This is a genomic window from Caulobacter sp. BE254 (genome assembly GCF_031457295.1).
Lineage (GTDB): Bacteria > Pseudomonadota > Alphaproteobacteria > Caulobacterales > Caulobacteraceae > Caulobacter.
In genome coordinates this window covers 323,496-344,069 of record NZ_JAVDWJ010000001.1, presented here as the reverse complement: position 1 = coordinate 344,069, position 20,574 = coordinate 323,496, and the positions used below count along the sequence as shown (strand labels likewise).

Here is a 20,574-nt window from a genome sequence, read left to right as displayed (position 1 = left end):
CTAGAATCGAGCTTTCTCTAGCGAGACGTCCGAGCGTCAAATTCTAGACGCGGTCGCGCTACCGCGCTCGCGCTTGGCGCCGCGTTGGCGTTAGACGACCTCCCCCGCGAGCATCACATTTCTTCCAGAGTAAAGGAATCAGGGCAAGGCGAACCTTGGCTCCTTCGCCTTCCAACCGGTGCGCCGCACCGCCGTTTTGAAGCGCAGGGAACAGTTTGGCTGAGTCGTGGATTCGCTTGGGAAGCAGGAGGCTTCAACCATGTCCAAACGTGAACTGATCGAGCCCAATCCCGGCGACAAGCGCTATGTGCGCCGCGACGACCCCGCTGACCAGCGCCAGCACGCCAAGCACGACGCTGGACGCGGCCAAGGCGACAGGGGCGATCGCCAGAAACACTAGGCGGCGGCCATGCCATCCTCGGTGATCAAGGCCTTCGCCTATGAACCCCAAGGTCAGGTCCTGACCGTCACCTTCGTCAGTGGGCGCGCATACGCCTATCAGGAGGTGCCCGCGGACGTCGCCGAGGGCTTGCGCCTGGCCTTCGCCAAGGGCGCGTACTTCAACAAGGCCATTCGCGATCACTTCGTCGCCACGCCCGCCGAGTCTGGAACCGACCCGGTCCAACAGCCGCTTTTCTGAAGTCCGTCGCAGGACGTGCGGCGGACGGAAGCCGGACCGCGTGCTTTGGGGCGTCCACATGACCTGGCCGGTTGTCCGATTGCATGTCCGCTCTTGTGGAGAGCGGCTACCGATCTTGGTCAAGCGCGAGAGTGGCGTCCCTCCGGATCGGCAGGGAAGGGTGGGGAGCGGAAGTTGGTTCCGGCGCTAGCTATCCTTGAAAACTTGAGCACGAATGGCGGTCTCGATCGTGCACCAGAATTGGTTCTCGCCCCCAAACGCGAGACTAATTGCGACGGGTTCTAAATCGCCACGCCGTTAGCGCGATGGGGAAACTCAGGCTCGCAACGACGGGGCGCGTTCGCTTGGGAAGATGGTGATCGCGCCTGATAATCCCTCCGCGACGGCCTCCAGGCGGATGCTGCCTGGAACCTTGCTCGTCTGGACGAGAGCCTGCGCCCAGCCATTGTAAGTGGTGCGAAACGAAGCCTTGTCGGGCTCGTGACTGTTGGGGTCGCCATTGCCCACGCCGATCAATCTTCCCGGACCCGTCAGGTCGAAATCGATCCGCACGGCCGCCTTGGGGACGATGACGCCGGCCTTGTCGCGCACCGAGACATTGACCACGGCCAAATCCTGCCCGTCAGCGGTCAGCTGAGTGCGGTCGGGCGCGAGGACGAGGCGGGCAGGGGCGCCGGCCGTGCGGCGCTCCGCCTTGAGAACCACTTGGCCATTCCTGAAGCCGTAGGCGACGAGCCGGCCGGGCGCATAGGGAACCGTCCATTGCGCGCGGCCGTCCTTCGGCGGCGCTTGCCGACCCAGTGAGCGGCCGTTCAGGAACAGCTCCACCGCCTCCAGGTTCGAATAGGCCCAGACCTCGATCGGTTGGCCTTCGCGGCCTTCCCAGTTCCAATGGGGCAGGAGATGCAGGACCGGCAGGTCGTGCCGCCACCAGGCTTGATAGTAGTAGAAGATATCCTTGGGCAGGCCGCACAGGTCCATGATCCCGAAATTGGACGACACCGACGGCCACCAGTTGAAGGGCGTGGGCTCGCCGCGATAGTCGAAGCCCGTCCATACAAAACCGCCCAGCAGGTAGGGCTTGGAATTGTAGAGACGCCACCAGGCCTGGGCGGTCTTGCCCCAGTAGGGCGCATCGACGTCGTAGGAGGAGACGACGGCGCGCTTGTCGTCGCGGGCGTACTCGCCGCGCGTGGAGACGGCGCTGGCGGTTTCCGTGCCGATGATCGGCATGTCCGGATATTTCAGGCGGAACGGCTCGATCAGATCTTCGTGGTAGTTGAAACCCATCACGTCCAGCGCTTCGGTGATCCCCTGGCCCTGGCCGCGGTTCATGGCGGCGATGATCTTGCGGGTCGGGTCCAGGGCGCGGACCTCGCGGGCCATGGCCTTGGCGATCCTGGCGCCGCGCGCGGTTCCTTGCTGCGGCTCCTCATTGCCGATCGACCACAGCATCACGCAGGCGTGGTTGCGGTCGCGCCGGACCAGGCGGCGCAATTCGTCGAGGGGCTCGGGCGCGGAGCTCATCTGGCGGGTCTCGTCGATCACCAGCAATCCCAGCGCGTCGCAGGCGTCGAGGAGCTCGGGCGTGGGCGGATTGTGCGCGGTGCGATAGGCGTTCGCGCCCAGGGCCTTCAGCTGTTTCAGCCGCCACACCTGCAGGGCGTCCGGGATCGCCGCGCCGACGCCGGCGTGATCCTGGTGGTTGTTGACGCCCTTCAGCTTCAGCGGCCGGTCGTTGAGGAAAAAGCCTTTGCGGGCGTCGAACCGGAACGCCCGCACCCCAAATCGCACCTCGTAGACATCGCGGATCGCCTCGCCCTCCCGCACAGTCACCCGCAGGGCGTAGAGGTTGGGCTCGTCCGTCGACCAGAGGCGGGGCGAGGGGATGGTGCAAGCCAGGCTCGCGGTCTCGGTCCGCCAGCCGGCGACGGCCTTGGCGGTTTGCGCCAAGGCGACGGGCGCGCCGGTCGAATCCAGCACGACGGCCTCGATCCTGGCCTGGGCCGGCGTGTCACGTCGGTTGGCCAGCTCGATATCGGCCTCGACTCGGCCGTCAGGCGCGGCGCGGACGAAGACGCCCCACTGGGGGACGAACAGCGTGGATGTCTTCACCAGCCAGACGTGACGATAAAGGCCCGCGCCCTCGTAAAACCATCCCTCGCCCAGGCTGGCGTCGAGCCGCACAAGCAGCACATTGGGCTTGTCGTCGGTGTTGAGAAACTCGGTGATGTCGAAGCCGAACGAGGCGTAGCCGCTGTGATGCTGGGCGACGACGTAGCCATTGACGATCACGGTGGCGTCGCGAAAGGCGCCGTCGAATTCCAGGCTCACGCGGCCCTCGGCGTCGCCGGGCGAGACAGGCAGGACCGTGCGATACCACCCAACCGAGGTCTCCGGAAAACCGCGGCCGATCGGCCGATAGCCGTGGGCGGCGGCGAGATCCTCGTCGTCCTTGTCGGCCGGATTGCGCACGAAGCGCGCATTGCCGACGAACGGCAGCTCCACCGCCCAGTCATGCGGCAACGTCACCTCCCGCCAGCCGCTGTCGTCGAAGTCGGCGTCGGCGACATGGCCAATGGCCTGGCCCTGCTTGGCGAAGGTGCGCTGGGAATCGCCGAAGCCGAAGTCGCGATCAGGATCGGCGGCGTGACCCAGGGCGAAACGCCAACCCTGGTCCAGGCGGATGCGTTGACGGGGCGAGGTCATCGCCGGTTCCGGCCCGGCGGCAGTCGCCAAGGAAGGCGCGATGGCCGCGCCCGTGGACAATGCGCTGATCAGGGTCCGTCGATCGATCGGCAAGTCAGGCGCTCCTGGGTGCGGAAAACCGCCCGCCGATCAGGTTGCAGGCCTGAGGCGGCGGGCGGGGAGGAGGAAGATCGCGTGGCGGGCGGGCCCGCGACGCGCTGTTGACAGTTACTGCATCTTGTAGACGAAGCTGACCTGATAGCTGGGACCGAAGACGCCGGTCTCCTGCCAAATGCTGGGGGTGTTCTTGTAAGCCTCCTCTTTCTTGTTGAAGAGGTTCTGCCCGGCCACGGTCAGCGTCATGTGCTCGTCCAGATTATAGCTGGCCGAAAAGTCCGTCTGCACGCCCGACTTGATCGTGTGGCCCTCGCGCGCGAAGAAGCTGTCGACGCTGTTTTGCTCATAGGCGCTGCGATAGTTGGCCGACACCCGGGCGCTGAACTTGTCGTTCTCCCAGTAGCCGGTCAGGTTTCCCGACTTGCGCGACAGGTTGCGCAGCGAAAAGCCCGTGGTGGAGTATTTCGGGTCCACATAGGTGTAGTTGGCGATGATCCCGAAGCCATCGATCGGCAGCCAGACGTCGAGAGACTGCTGCCAGTTCACCTCGAACCCGCGCAGCTTGATCACCGATGGGTCGTTCTGGGTGACGGTGATGTCGTAGATCTTGCCGTTGGCGCCCGTGCAGTCGTTGGTCGAAGCGTTCATCGTCAGATTGACGTTGTTCCACGACGTCGGACAGACCAGCGAGGTGAAGGTGCCGTTCTTCACGTCCTTGGAGAAGGCGCCAAAGCTCAGGCCCGCGCCCTGGCCGTAGTACCACTCCAGGCTGACATCCAGGTTCTTGGCGGTCAGCGGCTTCAGCGTCGGGCTGCCCTGATCGACGAAGACCGTGGTCTGGCCGGCGCTGTCCTTTGCCTCGAACTGGGTGGTGTTGAGCTTGGAACTGCTATCGAGGATCGGCCGGACCAGCGTCTTGGCCGCGGCCAGGCGCAGGATCAGGCTGTCGGTCAGGTCGAACATCACGTTGGCGCTGGGCAGGATGTTGTCGTACTTGCTGGTCGTCGAGATCTTGCCCAGCAGGTTCTGGATGTCGCAGTCGCAGCCGTCGGTCAGGTTCGAATTGACCGTCTGCTTGGTGTTCTCATAACGCGCCCCGACATTGGCGCGGAAGGGAACGGGGCCGAGGTCGCCGCGGAAGTTCGCCATCGCATAGAGCGAGTCGACATCGCGCGAGAGGCCGTACGACGCCTGCGGGTTATAGAGGGCCGGCACCGTCACGCCCTTGTCCGCCAGCGCCTTGCGATAGGCTTCGATGTCGGGCGTCAGCCAGCTGTCGACGCCGGTGATGTCGCCGTCCAGGAAGTTGGTGACCTTCGGGTTGCTGGTCGTATAGGTCGGGACATACTGGAAGAAATCATCGAAGAAGTCGCGACGGGTGACGTTGCGATCGAAGCCCTCCTTCTTGATCTTTCCGCCGAACTGGACGTCGTGCAGGGCGCCCCAGTCGGCGTCGTACTTCACGTCGAGCTGGGCGGACTTGCTGTCGGTGACCTGGTGGTTCTGGGCGCCGTTCGGATAGGTCGCCCAAGACAGGTTCGAGGGCGCGTAGAGGCTGGGATCGGTCGCGGCGCTCGACATGCTGAACTTGATGCTGTCGGGATTGCTGATGTCCAGCACGCCCGAGGCGATCTTCGGCTCGATGATCGCGGCCTCTTCGCTCAGATAGCCGTCGCCCTTGGTGTAGTGCACGACGGCGTTGGCCTGCCACTTCGGGGCCAGGTCCCAGCGCGCGTAGCCGGTATAGGCCTGGGTCGACAGGTTGCGCACCTCAAGCTGTCTGTTGTTGTCGAACGTGAAGTTGCCGAGATTGACGGCCGTGGCCGCGCCGTTGGTTACGGTGACCGGGGTGATCGACGACTTGGCGAAGTTGCCGAACACCATCTGGTTGACGTTGTACTTGGTGGCGTCCTTCGAATAGACGCCGGTGAAGCCAACCTTCAGATTGTCGGTCGCCTTGTATTCGACGCCGGCGTTGAACTGGGTGCGCTTCGAGGTCCGGTCGATGCGGCGGTAGCGGAAGCGGCGCGGGACCAGCGTGCCCTGCGGCGTCGCGACCGAACCGGAGAACTCGCCCGCGGCGCCTGAGGCCGTGTACCACCGGTCCATGAACGCGTAGTCGGCGCGGTCGTCGAGTTCCTGATAGTTCAGGCCGGCATAGACCCCCAGCCGTCCATCCAGGTACTGGTTGGCGTAGACGACGCCGAACGCGGGGTTGACCCCGCCGCCGGCCAGCTTGGCCTTCTGGCCCTTGGCCGAGAGGATCAGCTTCTGGCCGCTCAGATCAAGCGGCTTGGCCGTGCTGATGTCGATGGTGCCGGCCAGGCCGCCCATGTCCATGTCGGCTGTCGGCGACTTGTAGACCTGCACCGAACTGGCCAGTTCGGTCTGGATGATGTCGAAGCGAAAGCCGTCGATGAAGTTGGGGTTGGCGAAGTCCTGACCGTTCAGGGTCACCTTCGCGTACTGCGGGCCAAGGCCGCGGATGCTGATGGTGGCGCCGCGCCCGTTGACGTTCTGGATCTGGACGCCGGGAATGCGCTGGATGGCTTCGGCGATGTTGTCGCTTGGGAACTTGCCCAAATCCTCGGCCGAGATGCCGTCGGAGACGCGGATGTCGTTGCGTTTGGTCTGGAGCGCCGTCGCCAGGCTCTTGCGGAACCCGGTAACGACGACCGCCTCGAGCTCGTCGCCGGAGCTGGCAGGCGCGGTCTGTTGGGCCGACGCCGCGCTCGCGACCAAGAAACCAGAAAGCGCCGTGCTCAGCAAAGCGTAGTTTCGAATATTCATCTTGTGTCCCCCAAGGTCGACCAGAGTCTTTTGAGAATTCTCCGGCGACAGTTCAAAAATGCAGTTATTTGACGCCCTTCTTGGCGTCGATTTGGTTGTCGTTGGCGTCGTTTTGACGACGGGACCGGTGATTTTGTTGCAATCAACTCATGTTGCCTCCGGCGTGTTCGTGAGGGGGCGTGCAGCGCCGTCACGGGCCTAAGGGGCGTCGTACGCGCGTCCGAGAAGTCGGGTCCTCCTTAATGCCAATCTAGATCCACTCGGAAAGCGACCAATTATCCCATCAATATGAGTGTCAATATTCCCGGGCCAACGCCAACGTCTGTGACCGGAAATTGGCCCTAAAATGGTGCTATTGTTGCACAGGGCGCCTCTATTGAAAGCGATCTACGATAGGGGGTTTTCCCCGATCGGCTCGCGGCGGGAACAATTTTATATTACCAATCAAAGTCCAATTTCCCGCTTGGAAAGTCCAGCCACCATTACGATCGATAGCTGTGCCTCTGGCAGATACCTAAAGCGCGCGCCGGTGAATTGGTCTTAGAATGGTACTTTCCATCCAAGATGTGCCCCTCATCGAGATGAGCCAGGCCGCGCCTGTAGTCATCGACCGAACGTCGGGAATCTGGGACAGCGCAGGGTCTGTTCCGCAGCGCCTGGATAGAGCGCCGCGAAGTCAGCGCTCGGATCCGCAAGCGCCGCGTTCGCAATCGCCTGGATCGGCCGCAAAGGATGGTCACGCCGAACCCGAGCATCCAGATCTACAGGCGAGAAGAGCGACCCCGTCCGCGCGTCCGACCCGCGCATGCACCCCTCCGGAACTCCCGTCCAAAAGCGTGAATCAAGCCGAGGCCCGCGCCGCCACGGACTTTTTCAACAGCCTGCTAGAGCCGGGTTTCCCGGGTCTGCGACAATGGCCGGCGTTTCGACGCCGGCTATTTTGCGTTAGAGGCTTTGAACGATTTTCGTCCGTTCACCGCCGCGTGCATTGAATTTCGGAGGTCGGGGCGCCAAGTCGGGGCGCTGAAGTTGGCGTGGGCGTGAGGACGACGTGGGATCATCCCCGAAAGACGAGGCCGGCCTGGTCCGTCAGGCGCACGGCCTGACGGCGAACCTGACGACGCCCAGCCGCGCCATCTATTGGCTCGACCTGGTCCTGACGGCCGCGGCCGCCTGGGGCGGCCTGGCCCTGGCGGCGACCACCCACGCCTTGGCGGTCGGCCTGGTCGCGGGCCTGGTCGGTCTGCTGGCCCTCTATCGCGGCCTCAGCTTCATCCACGAGATCAGCCATCTTCGCCCCAAGGACGTGCCGGGCTTCCGCCTGGGCTGGAATCTGCTGATCGGCGCGCCGCTGATGACCCCGTCGATGATGTACGAGGGCGTGCACAACCTGCACCACGCCAAGGACCGCTTCGGCACCGTCCGCGACCCGGAATACCTGCCGCTGGGCCGCTATTCGCCGTTCAAACTGGCGCTGTTCGCGGCGATCTCGCTGCTGGCCCCGCTGGGCGTGATCCTGCGCTCGGGGGTCCTGATCCCGCTGTCGTTCGTGCTTCCGGCCGTTCGCCGGCTGGTCCGCACCAAGCTGTCGGCCCTGGTGATCAACCCGGACTTCGTGCGCGAGGACAACGACAAGACCCGGCCCGACTGGCTGGCCCAGGAGGTGGGCTGCTGGCTGTGGTGCTGGGGCGTCGCGGCCCTGGCCGTCGCCGGGGTCGCGCCGGTGCGCGCGATCCTGACCTGGTTCGTCCTGTTCTCGCTGGCCACCTTCATCAACCAACTGCGGACCCTGGTCGCCCACTACTGGGAGAACGACGGCGAGCGGATGAGCTTCGAGGACCAGTTCCTGGACTCGGTCAATGTGCCGCCGCCGGCCCTGCTGCCGTTCCTGTGGGCGCCGGTCGGCCTGCGCTACCACGCCCTGCACCACCTGCTGCCGCGCCTGCCGTACCACAACCTGGGCAAGGCCCATGCGCGGCTGTCGGCCCAGCTGGCGGCCACCTCGCCCTATCACCGGGTCGAAGAGCGGGGACTGTTCCTGGCGCTGGGCAAGCTGTTCCGCCGCGCGGGCGCGACGCCGGTTGCGGCCATCGAGGTCGAGGTGGTCGAGCGCCAGAGCGCTTGACCGGGGACGCATGCCGACCGGCTGCGCTGATCAGCGCCGCGCTTCATCGACCCTGACCTCCGAGGTTGTCATCCCGGAAGCGCGCAGCGCTGTCCGGGACCCAGGTGAACCGCAAGGCCTTCGCCCAGTCCCCTGGATCCCGGACAGCCTCTGCGAGGCTTCCGGGATGACAACGGGAAGAACGGTGAGGTCGTTCTATGCGCCGAGCGCCGCGACCACCGTCTCGCACAGTCGATGGGTCTCCAGCGCGTCCAGCGCCGAGAGCCGGCGGCCGTCGCGCACCGCGCTCAGGAACGTTTCGCACATCGCCTCGAACCCGCGCTGACGGCCGACCGAGGTCCAGTTTCCGCGCCGGGTCACGGCCTCGCTCAAGCCCTGATCGACGATCTGGTCGATGTCGACGATCTTGCGCTTGAGCCCCTCGCCGGAGACCTCCAGCGTCTCCTCGCTGGCCCCGCTGACCCGGTTCATGATCCCGATCGCATCGCGGCCGTCGCCCGACAGCGACAGCACCACGTGTTCGAGCCGCCCGGCGCGGACCCGGCCGCGCACCTGGGCCTGATCCGCGCCGGGCGCCAGGAACCTCAGGGTGTCGACCACGTGGATGTAGTCGTCGAACACCGCCCGGCGCACATCGTCCAGCGGCCCGGCGCGGTTCTTCTGCATCACCACCAGCGGCAGGTTCAGGGCGGCGGCGTCGCGATAGGCGGGGGCGAAGCGACGGTTGAAGCCGACCATCAGCGAAACGCCGCGAGTCTCGGCCAGGTCGACCAGGGCCGCGCTCTCGTCAGCGGTGTCGGCGATCGGCTTGTCGACCAGGGTCGGCACGCCGGCCTCCAGCAGGCGGCGCACGATGTCCGGGTGGGCCGCGGTGGCCGCGTGGACGAAGGCGCCGTCCAGGCCCGGGGCCAGGGCGGCGTCGAGGTCGGCGTGCAGTCGATCCACGCGCCAGGCCGCGCCCAGTCCTGCCAGGGTCGCTGCGTCGCGGGTGACGAAGGTCAGTTCGATGTCCGGACGCGGGCCCAGCACGGGCAGGTAGGCCTTCCGGGCGATGTCGCCCAGGCCGATCATGGCGACGCGAAGGGGGGCGGGGGTCATGGCGTTCTCGGACGGGTCAGCAGGTGGTCGGCCAGGGCGGCGGCGTCCCAGGCCTGGGCCCGGGGCGCGAGGAACAGTGGCGCGCCGGCCAGGAACGGCGACAGGGCTTGGGCGGTCTGGTCGAGGTCGGGCGCGTCGAGGCTCTCGCTGATCACCACGGCGGCGACCTCGGCCTTGGCGGCGCGCAGGGCGACGAGGGCGGTCAGGACGTGGCTGATCGTGCCGAGATACGAGCCGGCCACCAGCAGCGCCGGCGCGCCCAGGGCGGTGATCATGTCCAGGTTGGTCTCGCCGTCGGTCAGGGGCGACATCACCCCGCCGGCCCCCTCGACCAACAGCAGGCCGTCGCGGTGTTCGGCGGCGCGGGCGACCGCGTCGATGACCATGTCGTCCAGCACCAGGGTCTGCCCCTCCAGCCGGGCGGCGATGTTGGGCGACAGCGGGGCCCGGTAGCGGCGCGGGGCGATGCGGAACACGTCGCCGGGCGCACCCAGGGCGGCGGCAAGCCGGGCCGGGTCGCTGGCGGCCGCGTCCCGGGGATCAAAGCCGCTGACCACCGGCTTGAAGGCGTCGACGGCGGCGCCGCGAGCCTTCAGGGCGCGGATCAGCGCGCAGCTGACATAGGTCTTGCCGACGTCGGTGCCCGTGCCGGTGACGAACAGGGCCGGCATCAGGCGCGCGCCTTCACATAGGGCTTCACCAACTGCGCCAGGCGGGCGATCTCGGCGTCGGGGTGCTCGGCGCTGAAGGCGATGCGCAGGCGGGCCGCGCCGGCCGCCACGGTGGGCGGTCGGATGGCCACCACCAGGAAGCCCTCGGCCTCCAGGGCGCGCGAGGCGTCCAGGGCGTCCTGGGCCTCACCGATGATCACCGGCACGATCGGGCTGGCGGCCGTGGGCAGGCCGACGGCCCTGGTGAAGGCCCGGGCCTTGGCCAGGGGCAGGGCGGTCAGGGCCGGCTGGGCCTCGACGATGTCGAGCGCGGCCAGAGCGGCGGCCGCGGCGGCCGGCGGCAGGCCGGTGGTGTAGACCAGGGTGCGGGCCCGGGTCTTCAGCAGGTCGACCACGGCCTGCGAGCCGCAGACATAGCCGCCGTACGCGCCCAGGGCCTTGGACAGGGTGCCCATCTGGAACGGGATCTGGGCCTCGGGGAACAGGGCCGCCGAGCCGCGGCCGTCGGCCAGCACCCCCACGCCGTGGGCGTCGTCCGACAGCAGCCAGGCGTCGTTGGCCTCGCAGACCGCCGACAGCCAGTCCAGCGGGGCGATGTCGCCGTCCATCGAGAACACCCCGTCGGTGGCGACGATGGCGTGGCGGGCGCCGGCGCGGTGCTCGGCCAGCAGGGCGGCCAGGTGGTCGGTGTCGTTGTGGGCGAACGGGATGATCCGCGCGCCCGACAACTGGGCCCCGGCCCAGATGCAGGCGTGGGCCAGCTCGTCGACCAGCACGATGTCGCCCTTGCCGGCGAAGGCCGGGATCAGGCCGGTATTGGCCAGATAGCCCGAGCCGAACACCACACAGGCCTCCGTGCCCTTCAGTCGCGCCAGGCGGGTCTCCAGTTCCGACAGCAGGGGCGTGTCGCCGGTCACCAGCCGCGAGGCGCCGGAGCCGGCGCCGTAGGTTTCGATCGCGGCCTGGGCGGCGGCCTTGACCGCCGGATGCTGCGACAGGCCCAGATAGTCGTTGCAGGAAAAGGACAGCAGCCTGCGGCCGTCGCGCTCGACGAAGGCGCCGGCGGTGCGCTGGGTGGGCTTGAGCCGGCGCATCAGGCTGGCGGCCTCCAGGCGCTGGATCTTGTCGGCGGCGTAGGTGTCCAGACTGTGCATGGCGGTTCCCGTTTGCCCCCCGGTGCGGGAGGGCATAGGCAGTGCGCCCCGCCGAAGCAACGAAGGATCGCGCCATGACCGTTGAAAGCCCAGACTGGCTCGCGGCCGGCGCGCCTCACGTCTGGCGGCCCTACTGCCAGATGAAGACCGCCCGGCCGCCGCTGCCCGTCGTCGCCACCCGCGGCTCGCGGCTGATTCTGGACGACGGGCGCGAGCTGGTCGATGGCCTGGCCTCGTGGTGGACCGCCTGCCACGGCTACAACCACCCCCATATCGCAGGGGCGATCCGCGACCAGCTGGAACGCATGCCGCACGTGATGTTCGGCGGCCTGGCCCACGAGCCGGCCTATCGCCTGGCCAAGCGCCTGGCCGACCTGCTGCCGGGCGAGCTGAACCACGCCTTCTTCGCCGAGTCCGGCTCGGTGTCGGTCGAGATCGCCATGAAGATGGCGCTGCAGTTCCACATCAACCAGGGCCGGGAAGGGCGGACGAAGTTCCTGTCGTTCCGGGGCGGCTATCACGGCGACACCCTGGCGACGATGACGGTCTGCGACCCGGAGGAGGGCATGCACAGCCTGTTCTCGGGCGTGATGCCGGCGCAGGTCATCGCCGACCTGCCCGTGGACGCGGCGTCGGAGGCGGCGCTCGACGCGTTGTTGACGGAGCGGGGCGGGGAGATCGCCGCCATCCTGACCGAGCCGCTGGTCCAGGGCGCGGGCGGCATGCTGTTCCATGACCCCGAGGTCCTGCGGGTCCTGCGGCGGCTGGCCGACAAGCACGGCGTGCTGCTGATCTTCGACGAGATCTTCACTGGGTTCGGGCGCACGGGCGAACTCTTCGCCATGCAGGCGGCGGGCGTCGAGCCCGACATCGTCACCCTGTCCAAGGCCCTGACCGGCGGGACCCTGCCGCTGTCGGTCGCCGTGGCCTCGAGCCGGGTGTTCGAGGCCTTCTGGTCGGACGACGCGGGGGCGGCCCTGATGCATGGCCCGACCTATATGGGCGCCGCCCTGGCCTGCGCGGCCGCCAACGCCTCGCTGGACCTGTTCGAGGCCGGCGCTTGGCGGGCCGATGTGGCGCGGGTCTCGGCGGCCCTGGCCGAGGGCCTGGAGCCGGTTCGCGCCGCGCCGGGCGTGGTCGACGTCCGCGTGCTGGGCGCGATCGGGGTGGTGGAATTCGACGCGCCGGTGGCCGTCGGCGCCCTGTGCGACGCGTTCGCCGCCGAGGGGGCGTGGATCCGGCCGATGGGCAGGACCGTCTACCTGACCCCCGCCTTCACGACGCCCGACGCGGATCTCGCGATCCTGATGCGCGCCATCCGCAGGGTCGTGGGCGCGGGCGGGGTTGAAGGAAGCGGCGGGGTCTGATCCAAGCGAGGCCATGTCGTCCAGCACGCCCCTCACGGCGATCGAGCGCCTGGCCATCGCGGCCATCATCCTGACCTGGGGCCTGAACAACGCCGCGGCCAAGGTGGCGACCGCCGAGTTGCCGCCGATGATGGTCGGGGCCCTGCGCTTCGCCCTGGCCCTGGCCTTCCTGGCGCCGTTTCTCAAGCCGCCGTTCCCGTGGTCCAAGCGCCTGGCGGCCATCTGCCTGCTGTCGGGACCGATCCACTTCGGGATCATCTACATCGCCTTCGGCCTGGCCAAGTCGCTGAGCCCGCTGGTGGTGGCCACCCAGCTGTGGATCCCGTTCACCGCCCTGTTCGCCTGGAAGATGCTGGGCGAGACCATGAAGCCGCTGGCCGTGGCGGGCCTGGTCGTGGCCTTCGTCGGCGTGGCCTGGATGAGCCTGGACCCGCACGGGGCGGCCGACCTGCCGGCCATCGCGCTGGGCGTGGTCGCCAGCGCCTGCTGGGCCCTGGCCACGGTGCTCGTCCGCCAGACCCCCGGCGCCAAGCCGCTGCAGGTCCAGGCCCTGACCGCCGTCGTCGCCGCGCCGGCGTTGCTGGCCATGTCGTTCGGCTTCGAGGACAATGTCGTGGAGCGGGTGCGGACGGCCGCGCCGATCGCCTGGGCCTGCGTGGCCTTCGCCGGCGTGGTCTCGACCATCGGGGCCAGCGCCCTGCTGTTCTGGCTGGTCCAGCGGCGCGAGGCGGGGCGGGTGACGCCCTATTTCCTGCTGACGCCCCTGGTGTCGTGCACGATCGGCGTGCTGTTCATGGGCGACGCCCTGTCGCCGCAGTTGGTCATCGGGGCCGCCGCGACCATGGGCGGCGTGGCCCTGGTGGCCCTGACGGCCAAGAAGGTCGTGCCGGCCGAGGGCGAGGCGACTTAGGCGCGGTGCGTCCTTCGAGGCTCGGCCACGCCTCGCACCTCAGGATGAGGAAATCAGCACAAAGCTCCTCATCCTGAGGCGCCCGCGCAGCGGGCCTCGAAGGACGCAAGGCGCTCTACTTCACCACCCCGCACGCCACCCGCGCGCCGGCCCCGCCGATCGGCTGGGTCTTGTAGTCGTCGGGGCTGGCGTGGACGACGATGGACGAGCCGTCGGCGTCGAGCAGGGCGGGGCGGCCGCCCGCGCCGTTCAGCGACACCAGGGGCGAGAACAGCTCGACGGTCGCCGAGCCGTCGGCCGCCGCGAACAGGTTGGGCAGGTCGCCGTTGTCGTTGCCGTCCGGGTTCAGCAGGCCGTGGACCACGGCGGTCGTGGTGTGGACGTGGGCGCCGGCCGACTTGAAGTCGGGCGCGCCGCAATCGCCCTTCTCGTGGAAATGCAGGCCGTGCCAGCCGGGCGTCAGGCCCTTGGCCTCGAGGCGCAGCAGCACGCCGTGCGGCGCGTCGGTCAGGGTGGCGGTCCCCAGGGCCTTGCCGTCGGCGCCCTTCAGCTCGGCGGTGGCGGCCTGGGCGGTCGAGGCTTGGACGGCGGTCGCGGCGGCGATCAGGCCAAAGGACAGGGCGAGGGCGGTCAAACGCATCTGAAACTCCCGGAAAACCAAGGGTTGGGGCCGTGAAGGTGGCGTCTTGGCGAGGGGAATGCTAACTGTTTTTGACGGTTCCGTGTTCGATTCTGACGGCGAAAAATTCCCTTGAGCGACGATCAAAACACCATCCCCGGGTCCCCGGCCTCGCCGGCGTCCCGCGGGGACGTCACCCCCATCAATATCGAGGACGAGCTGCGCCGCTCCTATCTCGACTATGCGATGAGCGTGATCGTCAGCCGCGCGCTGCCGGACGCCCGCGACGGCCTCAAGCCCGTGCACCGCCGGGTGCTGTTCTCGATGCACGAGCAGGGCCAGACGCCCGAGCGGCCCTACGTCAAGTCGGCCCGCGTGGTCGGCGACGTCATGGGCAAGTACCACCCGCACGGCGACGCCTCGATCTACTTCACCCTGGTGCGGATGACCCAGTCGTTCTCGATGGGCCTGGTGTTGATCGACGGCCAGGGCAACTTCGGCTCGGTCGACGGCGATATGCCCGCGGCCATGCGCTACACCGAGTGCCGCATGGCTCCGCCGGCCATGTCGCTGCTGGCCGACCTGGACAAGGACACGGTCGACTTCCAGGACAACTACGACGGCAAGGAGCAGGAACCCGTCGTCCTGCCCTCGCGGATCCCCAACCTGCTGGTCAACGGCGCCGGCGGCATCGCCGTCGGCATGGCCACCAACATCCCGCCGCACAATCTGGGCGAGGTGATCGACGCCTGCCTGCTGGTGATCGACCAGCCGGACGTCACCACCGACCAGCTGCTGGACCTGGTGCCCGGTCCCGACTTCCCGACCGGCGGCGAGATCATCGGCCGGGCCGGCCCGCGCCAGGCGCTGCTGACCGGCCGCGGCTCGGTGGTCATGCGCGGCCTGGCCACGGTGGAAGAGATCCGCGCCGGCCGCGAGGCCATCGTCATCACGGCCATTCCCTACCAGGTGAACAAGTCCAACCTGGTCGAGTACATCGCCGAAATGGTCCGCGACAAGCGGATCGAGGGCATCTCCGACATTCGTGACGAGTCCAACCGCGACGGCATGCGCATCGTGGTCGAGCTGAAGCGCGACGCCTCGGGCGAGGTGATCCTCAACCAGCTCTACCGCTTCACGGCGCTGCAAAGCTCGTTCGGCGTCAACATGCTGGCCCTGAACCGCGGCCGCCCCGAGCAGATGGGCCTGCGCCAGCTGATCGAGCTGTTCGTCGCCTTCCGCGAGGAAGTGGTGGTCCGGCGGACCAAGTTCGAGCTGGGCAAGGCGCGCGACCGCGGCCACGTCCTGGTCGGCCTGACCATCGCCGTCGCCAATATCGACGAGTTCATCCACATCATCCGCTCGTCCAAGGACCCGACCGAGGCCCGCGAGCGGCTGGTGGCCAAGTCATGGCCGGCCGGCGACATGCTGCCGCTGGTCGAGCTGATCGCCGATCCGCGCACAGTGCAGGAAGAGGGCGGGCTGATCCGCCTGACCGACGAGCAGGCCCGCGCCATCCTGGCCCTGACCCTGTCGCGCCTGACGGGCCTGGGCCGCGACGAGATCGGCAACGAAGTCGCCACGCTGTCGGAAGCCATCAAGGGCTATCTCGACCTGCTGTCGGACCGCGCCAACATCATGGCCGTGGTCCGCGAGGAACTGGTCGAGGTGCGCGAGAAGTTCGCCATCCCGCGCCGCTGCCAGATCGTCGACGGCGACGCCGACATGGAAGACGAGGACCTGATCGTCCGCGAGGAGATGGTCATCACCGTCACCCTGGGCGGCTACGTCAAGCGCACGCCGCTGGCCGCCTACCGCACCCAGCACCGGGGCGGCAAGGGCAAGGCCGGCATGGCCACCAAGACCGAGGACGCCGTCACCCGCGTGTTCTCGGCCTCGACCCACGCCCCGCTGCTGTTCTTCACCTCGGGCGGCAAGGTCTACAAGATGAAGGTCTGGCGCCTGCCGCTGGGCGTCGCCAACAGCCGCGGCAAGGCCTTCGTCAACCTGCTGCCGATCGAGCCGGGCGAGACCATCACCTCGATCCTGGCCCTGCCGGAGGACGAGGCCACCTGGAACAGCCTGGACGTGATGTTCGCCACCCGCTCGGGCAGCGTGCGCCGCAACAAGCTGTCGGACTTCGTCGACGTGCGCCGCAACGGCAAGATCGCCATGAAGCTGGACGAAGGCGACGGCATCGTCGGCGTGGCGGTCTGCGACAGCGGCAAGGACATCCTGCTCAACACCGCCTCGGGCCGCTGCATCCGCTTTTCGGCCGACGAGGTGCGGGTGTTCGCCAGCCGTGACTCCACCGGCGTGCGCGGCGTGCGCCTGGCCGCTGGCGACAGCGTCATCTCGATGAGCGTGCTGCGCAATGTCGACGCCACCCCGGCCGAGCGCGCCGCCTACCTCAAGCACCAGCGGGCCCTGGCCCGGGCCCTGGGCGAGGAAGGCGACGAGGCCCCCGCCGCGCCGGAAGAGGGCGAAGAGGAAGGCGGCGAGGCCAGCCTGACCCCCGAGCGCATCGCCGAGCTGGGCGCGGCCGAGGAGATCCTGCTGACCGTGTCGTCGGAAGGCTTCGGCAAGCGCACCAGCGCCTACGACTACCGCCGCACCGGCCGTGGCGGCCAGGGCCTGACCGCCCAGGACCTCAGCAAGCGCGGCGGCAAGCTGGTGGGCTCGTTCCCCGTCGAGGAGGGCGACCAGATCCTGCTGGTCACCGACGCCGGCCAGATGATCCGCGTGCCCGTCTCGCAAATTCGTGTTGCGGCGCGGAATACTCAAGGCGTAACCATCTTCCGCACCGCCGCCGACGAGCACGTCGTCAGCGTCGAGCGCCTCGCCGAAGCCGGCGGGGACGACGCTTCAGGCGACGACACTAGCGGCGACGACAACACGGGCGACGAAAACGGGGCGGACGAGACCTCGTAAGCGACCCAGAGCAAGGGCCAGCGGGCTTAGGTCCGGTGAGGGAAAAGCATGCGGATCGGTCTCTACCCGGGTACCTTCGACCCGGTCACCAACGGCCACCTGGACATCATCGGCCGGGCGGTCAAGCTGGTCGACAGGCTGGTGATCGGGGTGGCGGTGAACATCGGCAAGGGGCCGCTGTTCTCGCTGGACGAGCGGGTGGAGATGGTGCGGCGCGAGACGGCCCACCTGACCAGGATCGCCGAGATCGAGGTGCGGCCGTTCGACAGCCTGCTGATGCATTTCGCCCGCGAGGTCGGGGCCCAGATGATCGTGCGCGGCCTGCGGGCCGTGGCCGACTTCGAATACGAATTCCAGATGACGGCCATGAACCAGCAGCTCGACCGCGAGATCGAGACCGTGTTCCTGATGGCCGACCCGCGCCACCAGGCCATCGCCTCGCGCCTGGTCAAGGAGATCGCGGCCCTCGGCGGCGACGTCCACAAGTTCGTGCCGCCAGGCGTGGCGGAGCAGTTGCTGGGCAAGCTTCAGAAGTAGGGGGCGAACGTCCGTCTTCGGATGTCGTTGAGACGGCGGCTTTCGACCCTGAGCGGACGCTACCCAGACCCTCTCTCATAGAGAGAGGGAGGGGCCCGCCGCCGCAGGCGGTGGGAGGGTGAGAGGTTACAGCCTCTCCGGCCTAAGCACGGCCAGGATGTCGTCGGCGACGCCGCCGGGGTCGGCCAGGACCCGCTCGTTGGGGAACCTCAGGATCAAATAGCCAAACAGTTCGAGCACCTGCGTGCGGCGGGCGTCGTAATCCTCCCGTTCCTCGTGAGCGGCGCCGTCCAGTTCGACGATCAGCTTGCCCGCCTCGCAGACGAAGTCGGCGAAATAGCTGTGGATCGAGACCTGTCGCAGGAACCTGAAGCCGCCCAGCCGGCGGTTGCGCACCAGCTTCCAGAACGCCTTCTCGGCCAGGGTCTGGTTCTGGCGAAGGCGGCGGGCGTTAGCGGTGGCGTCCATGGCGAGATGCTGGAGCACCGCAAAGATTACGCAACGATGGGAATCGGGATTTTCCGGCCAGCGGTGAAACCTCTCACCCTCCCACCGCTTCGCGGCGGGCCCCTCCCTCTCTCAAAGAGAGAGGGTTCCAAGGGGACAGACGACGCTAAATCCCCGCTGGCGGTGCAAAGAACCCCAGTCTTTTCAACGCCCTGAAAAATAATCAGCGTCACAAGTCCTCGGACCTCAAACCTCCCGCACAATCGAAGCTGTCCCCATCGCGGGGGAGGGCTCTTGGTACCGGCCCAAGCAGGCGATGGGGGTGGAACCGAGCGGGGCCGCCTGGGCCTGGCGATCGGACCGCGGCGGGCGGCGGGGCTCAGAAGGCTCCAAGGCCCGGCGGGGACGGTGGCGGGACAGGCGGGTTGACGGGGCCGGGAGTTCAAACCGGCCTGTTCGAGGATCAGTCGGAGTCGCCGACGGCCCCTTCCGGGCGACTTTGATCCTGCCCGTCCGAGGGGGAACGCCGACCGGGATGAAACAAGCCCTCAGTCTGCGTCCCTCGAGACAAACGGTTTCGCGGAGCGGTCAGGTCTAGCCGAAACGCACACTCAATACCCACGGTCATCCGGGCCAGGCCCGGACCGCTCCGCGCCTCCCCATCCTCCTCGCCCGCGAAGGCTGAGGTCGAGAAGCCGTGCGCCGGAAACTCGCCGGAATCGTCGGCTCTAAAGCCTCGCCACTTGTCGTCCGCGCGGCGGCGTTCTACGCCGTCGGGTCAGTTCTATCGGGGATCTCCATGAAGCTTGCGTCCATCGCCGCCGTCCTGGCGCTTACCGCGGCCTCGGCCGCCAGCGCCCAGCAGGCCTCCGACTGGCGGATGCCCGACCCCGAGAACATCCTGGTGGTCGACACCAACAAGGGCCGGATCATCGTCGAGCTGTCGCCCGAGACCGCGCCGAACCACGTGGCGCGGGTGCGCGACCTGGCCAAGGCCCACTTCTATGACGGCCTGACCTTCTTCCGGGTCATCGACAGCTTCATGGCCCAGACGGGCGATCCCAAGAACGATGGCACCGGCGGCTCCGACCAGCCGAACCTGAAGGCCGAGTTCCTGTTCCGCCGCGGCCCCGGCTACGCCCCCGCCGGCAAGGCCGGGACGGTCGAGATGGGCTTCGTCGGCGCGCTGCCGGTGTACAGCCAGAACAGCGCCCTGGCGGCCATGACCGCCGACGGCAAGGTCGCAGCCTGGGGCGCCTTCTGTCCCGGCGTGCTGGGCATGGCCCGGGCCAACGACCCCGACAGCGCCAACAGCCAGTTCTTCTTCATGCGCCAGCACTACGCCTCGCTGGAGAAGACCTATACGCCGTTCGGCCGCGCCCTGACGGGCCTGGAGGCCATCCGGGCGATCAAGACTGGCGAGCCCGTGCCGGATCCGCAGGACAAGATGCTGACCGTCCGCGTGCTGTCCGACATGCCCGCCGCCCAGCGCCCGTCCATCCAGGTGATGGACACCCGTTCGGCCGCCTTCGCGGCGCTGGTCGAGAAGAAGCGGGCCGAGATGGGCGGGGCGTTCGGGCCCTGCGACGTCGACGTGCCGGTGAAGGTGAAATGATGATCCGTCCGCCGATCGCCGCGGCCGCCGTTCTTTCGAGCCTCGTCGCGCTCGGCGCGGCCCAGGCCGCGCCGAAGATCGCGCCCCCGGGGCCGACGGAATGGCGCACGCCGGCCCCCGAGGACGTAGTGGTGATCGACACCAACAAGGGCCGGATCGTCGTGGAGCTGGTCCCCGAGGTCGCCCCCGGTCACGTGGCGCGCTTCCAGGAACTGACCCGCGAGGGCGTCTATGACGGCCGCACCTTCTTCCGGGTCATCGACCGCTTCATGGCCCAGACCGGCGATCCGGACGACACCGGCGAGGGCGGCACGAAGAAGCCCAACCTCAAGGCCGAGTTCACCTTCCGCCGCGACGCCGCGACGCCGTTCGTGGCCGCCGCCGCCCCGGCCGGGACCGAGGTGGGCCTGCTCAAGTCGCTGCCGGTGGTTAGCCAGGCCTGGAGCTGGGCCGAGGTCACCTCGGACAAGAAGGTCGCGGCCTGGGGAACCTACTGCCCCGGCGTGGTCGGCGAGGCCCGTGACGAGGGCGTCGATTCGGCCAACAGCCAGTTCTTCCTGATGCGCCAGCCCTATCCGTCGCTGGACAAGCGCTACACCGCCTTCGGCCGGGTCCTGGTCGGGCTGGACGTGGTGCGGGCCATCAAGACCGGCGAGCCCGTGGCCGCGCCGCAGGACCGGATGATCAAGGTGCGGCTGCTGGCCGACATCCCGCCGGCCGAGCGGCCCAGCGTCCGGGTGGTCGACACCGCCAGCCCCTGGTTCAAGGCCGAAATCGCCCGCAAGCGCGCGGCGCGGGGCGCCGACTTCTCGGTCTGCGACCTCGATCTGGCGGTCGATGTCCGCCAGCCATGAAGCGGCGCCGT

At 68.1% G+C, this 20,574-nt stretch carries 16 protein-coding genes and 1 pseudogene; 9 read left to right on the top strand and 8 right to left on the bottom strand.

Features of this window, described 5'->3' with window-relative positions:
• Window positions 1–259: 259 nt before the first annotated feature.
• Both J2X41_RS01550 and J2X41_RS01545 read left to right on the top strand, forming a co-directional pair.
• Complete coding sequence (locus tag J2X41_RS01550) at window positions 260–400, top strand: hypothetical protein (RefSeq protein WP_310079096.1); 141 nt, start codon at window positions 260–262, stop codon at window positions 398–400.
• Window positions 401–421: 21 nt separating this feature from the next.
• Window positions 422–640, top strand: a complete 219-nt coding sequence (locus J2X41_RS01545; protein WP_310079095.1) for a KTSC domain-containing protein — start codon at window positions 422–424, stop codon at window positions 638–640.
• A gap of 315 nt (window positions 641–955) precedes the next feature.
• Here J2X41_RS01545 and galA read toward each other — a convergent pair whose 3' ends face one another.
• The 3 genes and pseudogenes from galA to J2X41_RS01530 form a co-directional block, all read right to left on the bottom strand.
• Entirely contained in the window at window positions 956–3,349 is a 2,394-nt protein-coding gene (gene galA, locus J2X41_RS01540) for a beta-galactosidase GalA (protein ID WP_310079092.1), read from the bottom strand.
• 207 nt (window positions 3,350–3,556) lie between these two features.
• Window positions 3,557–6,235: a TonB-dependent receptor gene (locus J2X41_RS01535; protein WP_310079090.1), complete on the bottom strand. Its 2,679-nt coding sequence runs from the start codon at window positions 6,233–6,235 to the stop codon at window positions 3,557–3,559.
• A 660-nt stretch (window positions 6,236–6,895) separates the two neighbouring features.
• Window positions 6,896–7,042 (bottom strand): annotated as a pseudogene (locus J2X41_RS01530) (IS5/IS1182 family transposase); the annotation flags it as partial.
• Window positions 7,043–7,286: 244 nt separating this feature from the next.
• Here J2X41_RS01530 and J2X41_RS01525 point away from each other — a divergent pair.
• Complete coding sequence (locus tag J2X41_RS01525; RefSeq protein ID WP_310079087.1) at window positions 7,287–8,360, top strand: fatty acid desaturase; 1,074 nt, start codon at window positions 7,287–7,289, stop codon at window positions 8,358–8,360.
• Window positions 8,361–8,555: 195 nt separating this feature from the next.
• Here the strand turns inward: J2X41_RS01525 and J2X41_RS01520 are convergent, their stop codons facing one another.
• The 3 genes from J2X41_RS01520 to bioF are packed head-to-tail and all read right to left on the bottom strand — an operon-like array spanning window position 8,556 to window position 11,283.
• The gene (locus J2X41_RS01520; protein WP_310079085.1) at window positions 8,556–9,458 is read right to left on the bottom strand and encodes a Gfo/Idh/MocA family oxidoreductase; all 903 of its coding nucleotides are present in this window, start codon (window positions 9,456–9,458) and stop codon (window positions 8,556–8,558) included.
• The gene (gene bioD / locus J2X41_RS01515; RefSeq protein ID WP_310079083.1) at window positions 9,455–10,129 is read right to left on the bottom strand and encodes a dethiobiotin synthase; all 675 of its coding nucleotides are present in this window, start codon (window positions 10,127–10,129) and stop codon (window positions 9,455–9,457) included. Before bioD ends, J2X41_RS01520 begins: the two co-directional genes overlap by 4 nt.
• The gene (gene bioF / locus J2X41_RS01510) at window positions 10,129–11,283 is read right to left on the bottom strand and encodes an 8-amino-7-oxononanoate synthase (protein WP_310079082.1); all 1,155 of its coding nucleotides are present in this window, start codon (window positions 11,281–11,283) and stop codon (window positions 10,129–10,131) included. Before bioF ends, bioD begins: the two co-directional genes overlap by 1 nt.
• 74 nt (window positions 11,284–11,357) lie before the next feature.
• Here bioF and J2X41_RS01505 point away from each other — a divergent pair, with 74 nt between their 5' ends.
• Both J2X41_RS01505 and J2X41_RS01500 read left to right on the top strand, forming a co-directional pair.
• Window positions 11,358–12,650 (top strand): adenosylmethionine--8-amino-7-oxononanoate transaminase, encoded by a 1,293-nt coding sequence (locus tag J2X41_RS01505; protein WP_310079080.1) that lies wholly within the window; start codon window positions 11,358–11,360, stop codon window positions 12,648–12,650.
• 13 nt (window positions 12,651–12,663) lie between these two features.
• Window positions 12,664–13,560 carry a DMT family transporter gene (locus J2X41_RS01500; RefSeq protein ID WP_404979859.1) on the top strand — a complete coding sequence of 299 codons (897 nt, stop codon included), beginning with the start codon at window positions 12,664–12,666 and terminating at the stop codon, window positions 13,558–13,560.
• A gap of 115 nt (window positions 13,561–13,675) precedes the next feature.
• On the opposite strand, the gene sodC is transcribed toward J2X41_RS01500, so the two are convergent.
• Complete coding sequence (gene sodC / locus J2X41_RS01495) at window positions 13,676–14,200, bottom strand: superoxide dismutase[Cu-Zn] (protein ID WP_310079076.1); 525 nt, start codon at window positions 14,198–14,200, stop codon at window positions 13,676–13,678.
• Window positions 14,201–14,311: 111 nt separating this feature from the next.
• Between sodC and gyrA the strand changes: the two genes are divergently transcribed.
• Window positions 14,312–17,110, top strand: a complete 2,799-nt coding sequence (gene gyrA, locus J2X41_RS01490; protein WP_310079074.1) for a DNA gyrase subunit A — start codon at window positions 14,312–14,314, stop codon at window positions 17,108–17,110.
• Between the two features lie 48 nt (window positions 17,111–17,158).
• Window positions 17,159–17,647 carry a pantetheine-phosphate adenylyltransferase gene (gene coaD, locus J2X41_RS01485; protein ID WP_310079072.1) on the top strand — a complete coding sequence of 163 codons (489 nt, stop codon included), beginning with the start codon at window positions 17,159–17,161 and terminating at the stop codon, window positions 17,645–17,647.
• A 126-nt stretch (window positions 17,648–17,773) separates the two neighbouring features.
• Here coaD and J2X41_RS01480 read toward each other — a convergent pair whose 3' ends face one another.
• On the bottom strand, window positions 17,774–18,115 hold the full coding sequence (locus J2X41_RS01480) for an endonuclease domain-containing protein (RefSeq protein ID WP_310079070.1): 342 nt from the start codon (window positions 18,113–18,115) through the stop codon (window positions 17,774–17,776).
• A 778-nt stretch (window positions 18,116–18,893) separates the two neighbouring features.
• On the opposite strand from J2X41_RS01480, the gene J2X41_RS01475 reads away from it, so the two are divergent.
• Window positions 18,894–19,709, top strand: a complete 816-nt coding sequence (locus tag J2X41_RS01475) for a peptidylprolyl isomerase (protein WP_310079068.1) — start codon at window positions 18,894–18,896, stop codon at window positions 19,707–19,709.
• Window positions 19,709–20,563, top strand: a complete 855-nt coding sequence (locus J2X41_RS01470) for a peptidylprolyl isomerase (protein WP_404979867.1) — start codon at window positions 19,709–19,711, stop codon at window positions 20,561–20,563. The genes J2X41_RS01475 and J2X41_RS01470 overlap by 1 nt, the downstream gene beginning before the upstream one ends.
• Window positions 20,564–20,574 lie beyond the last annotated feature (11 nt).

Coding starts and splice junctions, on each gene's coding strand:
- J2X41_RS01520 (WP_310079085.1), bottom strand. CDS start 9,458: ATGACCCCCGCCCCCCTTCGCGTCGCCATGATCGGCCTGGGCGACATC.
- J2X41_RS01550 (WP_310079096.1), top strand. CDS start 260: ATGTCCAAACGTGAACTGATCGAGCCCAATCCCGGCGACAAGCGCTAT.
- J2X41_RS01475 (WP_310079068.1), top strand. CDS start 18,894: ATGAAGCTTGCGTCCATCGCCGCCGTCCTGGCGCTTACCGCGGCCTCG.
- J2X41_RS01480 (WP_310079070.1), bottom strand. CDS start 18,115: ATGGACGCCACCGCTAACGCCCGCCGCCTTCGCCAGAACCAGACCCTG.
- J2X41_RS01535 (WP_310079090.1), bottom strand. CDS start 6,235: ATGAATATTCGAAACTACGCTTTGCTGAGCACGGCGCTTTCTGGTTTC.
- coaD (WP_310079072.1), top strand. CDS start 17,159: ATGCGGATCGGTCTCTACCCGGGTACCTTCGACCCGGTCACCAACGGC.
- J2X41_RS01505 (WP_310079080.1), top strand. CDS start 11,358: ATGACCGTTGAAAGCCCAGACTGGCTCGCGGCCGGCGCGCCTCACGTC.
- galA (WP_310079092.1), bottom strand. CDS start 3,349: ATGACCTCGCCCCGTCAACGCATCCGCCTGGACCAGGGTTGGCGTTTC.
- bioD (WP_310079083.1), bottom strand. CDS start 10,129: ATGCCGGCCCTGTTCGTCACCGGCACGGGCACCGACGTCGGCAAGACC.
- sodC (WP_310079076.1), bottom strand. CDS start 14,200: ATGCGTTTGACCGCCCTCGCCCTGTCCTTTGGCCTGATCGCCGCCGCG.
- J2X41_RS01470 (WP_404979867.1), top strand. CDS start 19,709: ATGATCCGTCCGCCGATCGCCGCGGCCGCCGTTCTTTCGAGCCTCGTC.
- J2X41_RS01500 (WP_404979859.1), top strand. CDS start 12,664: ATGTCGTCCAGCACGCCCCTCACGGCGATCGAGCGCCTGGCCATCGCG.
- bioF (WP_310079082.1), bottom strand. CDS start 11,283: ATGCACAGTCTGGACACCTACGCCGCCGACAAGATCCAGCGCCTGGAG.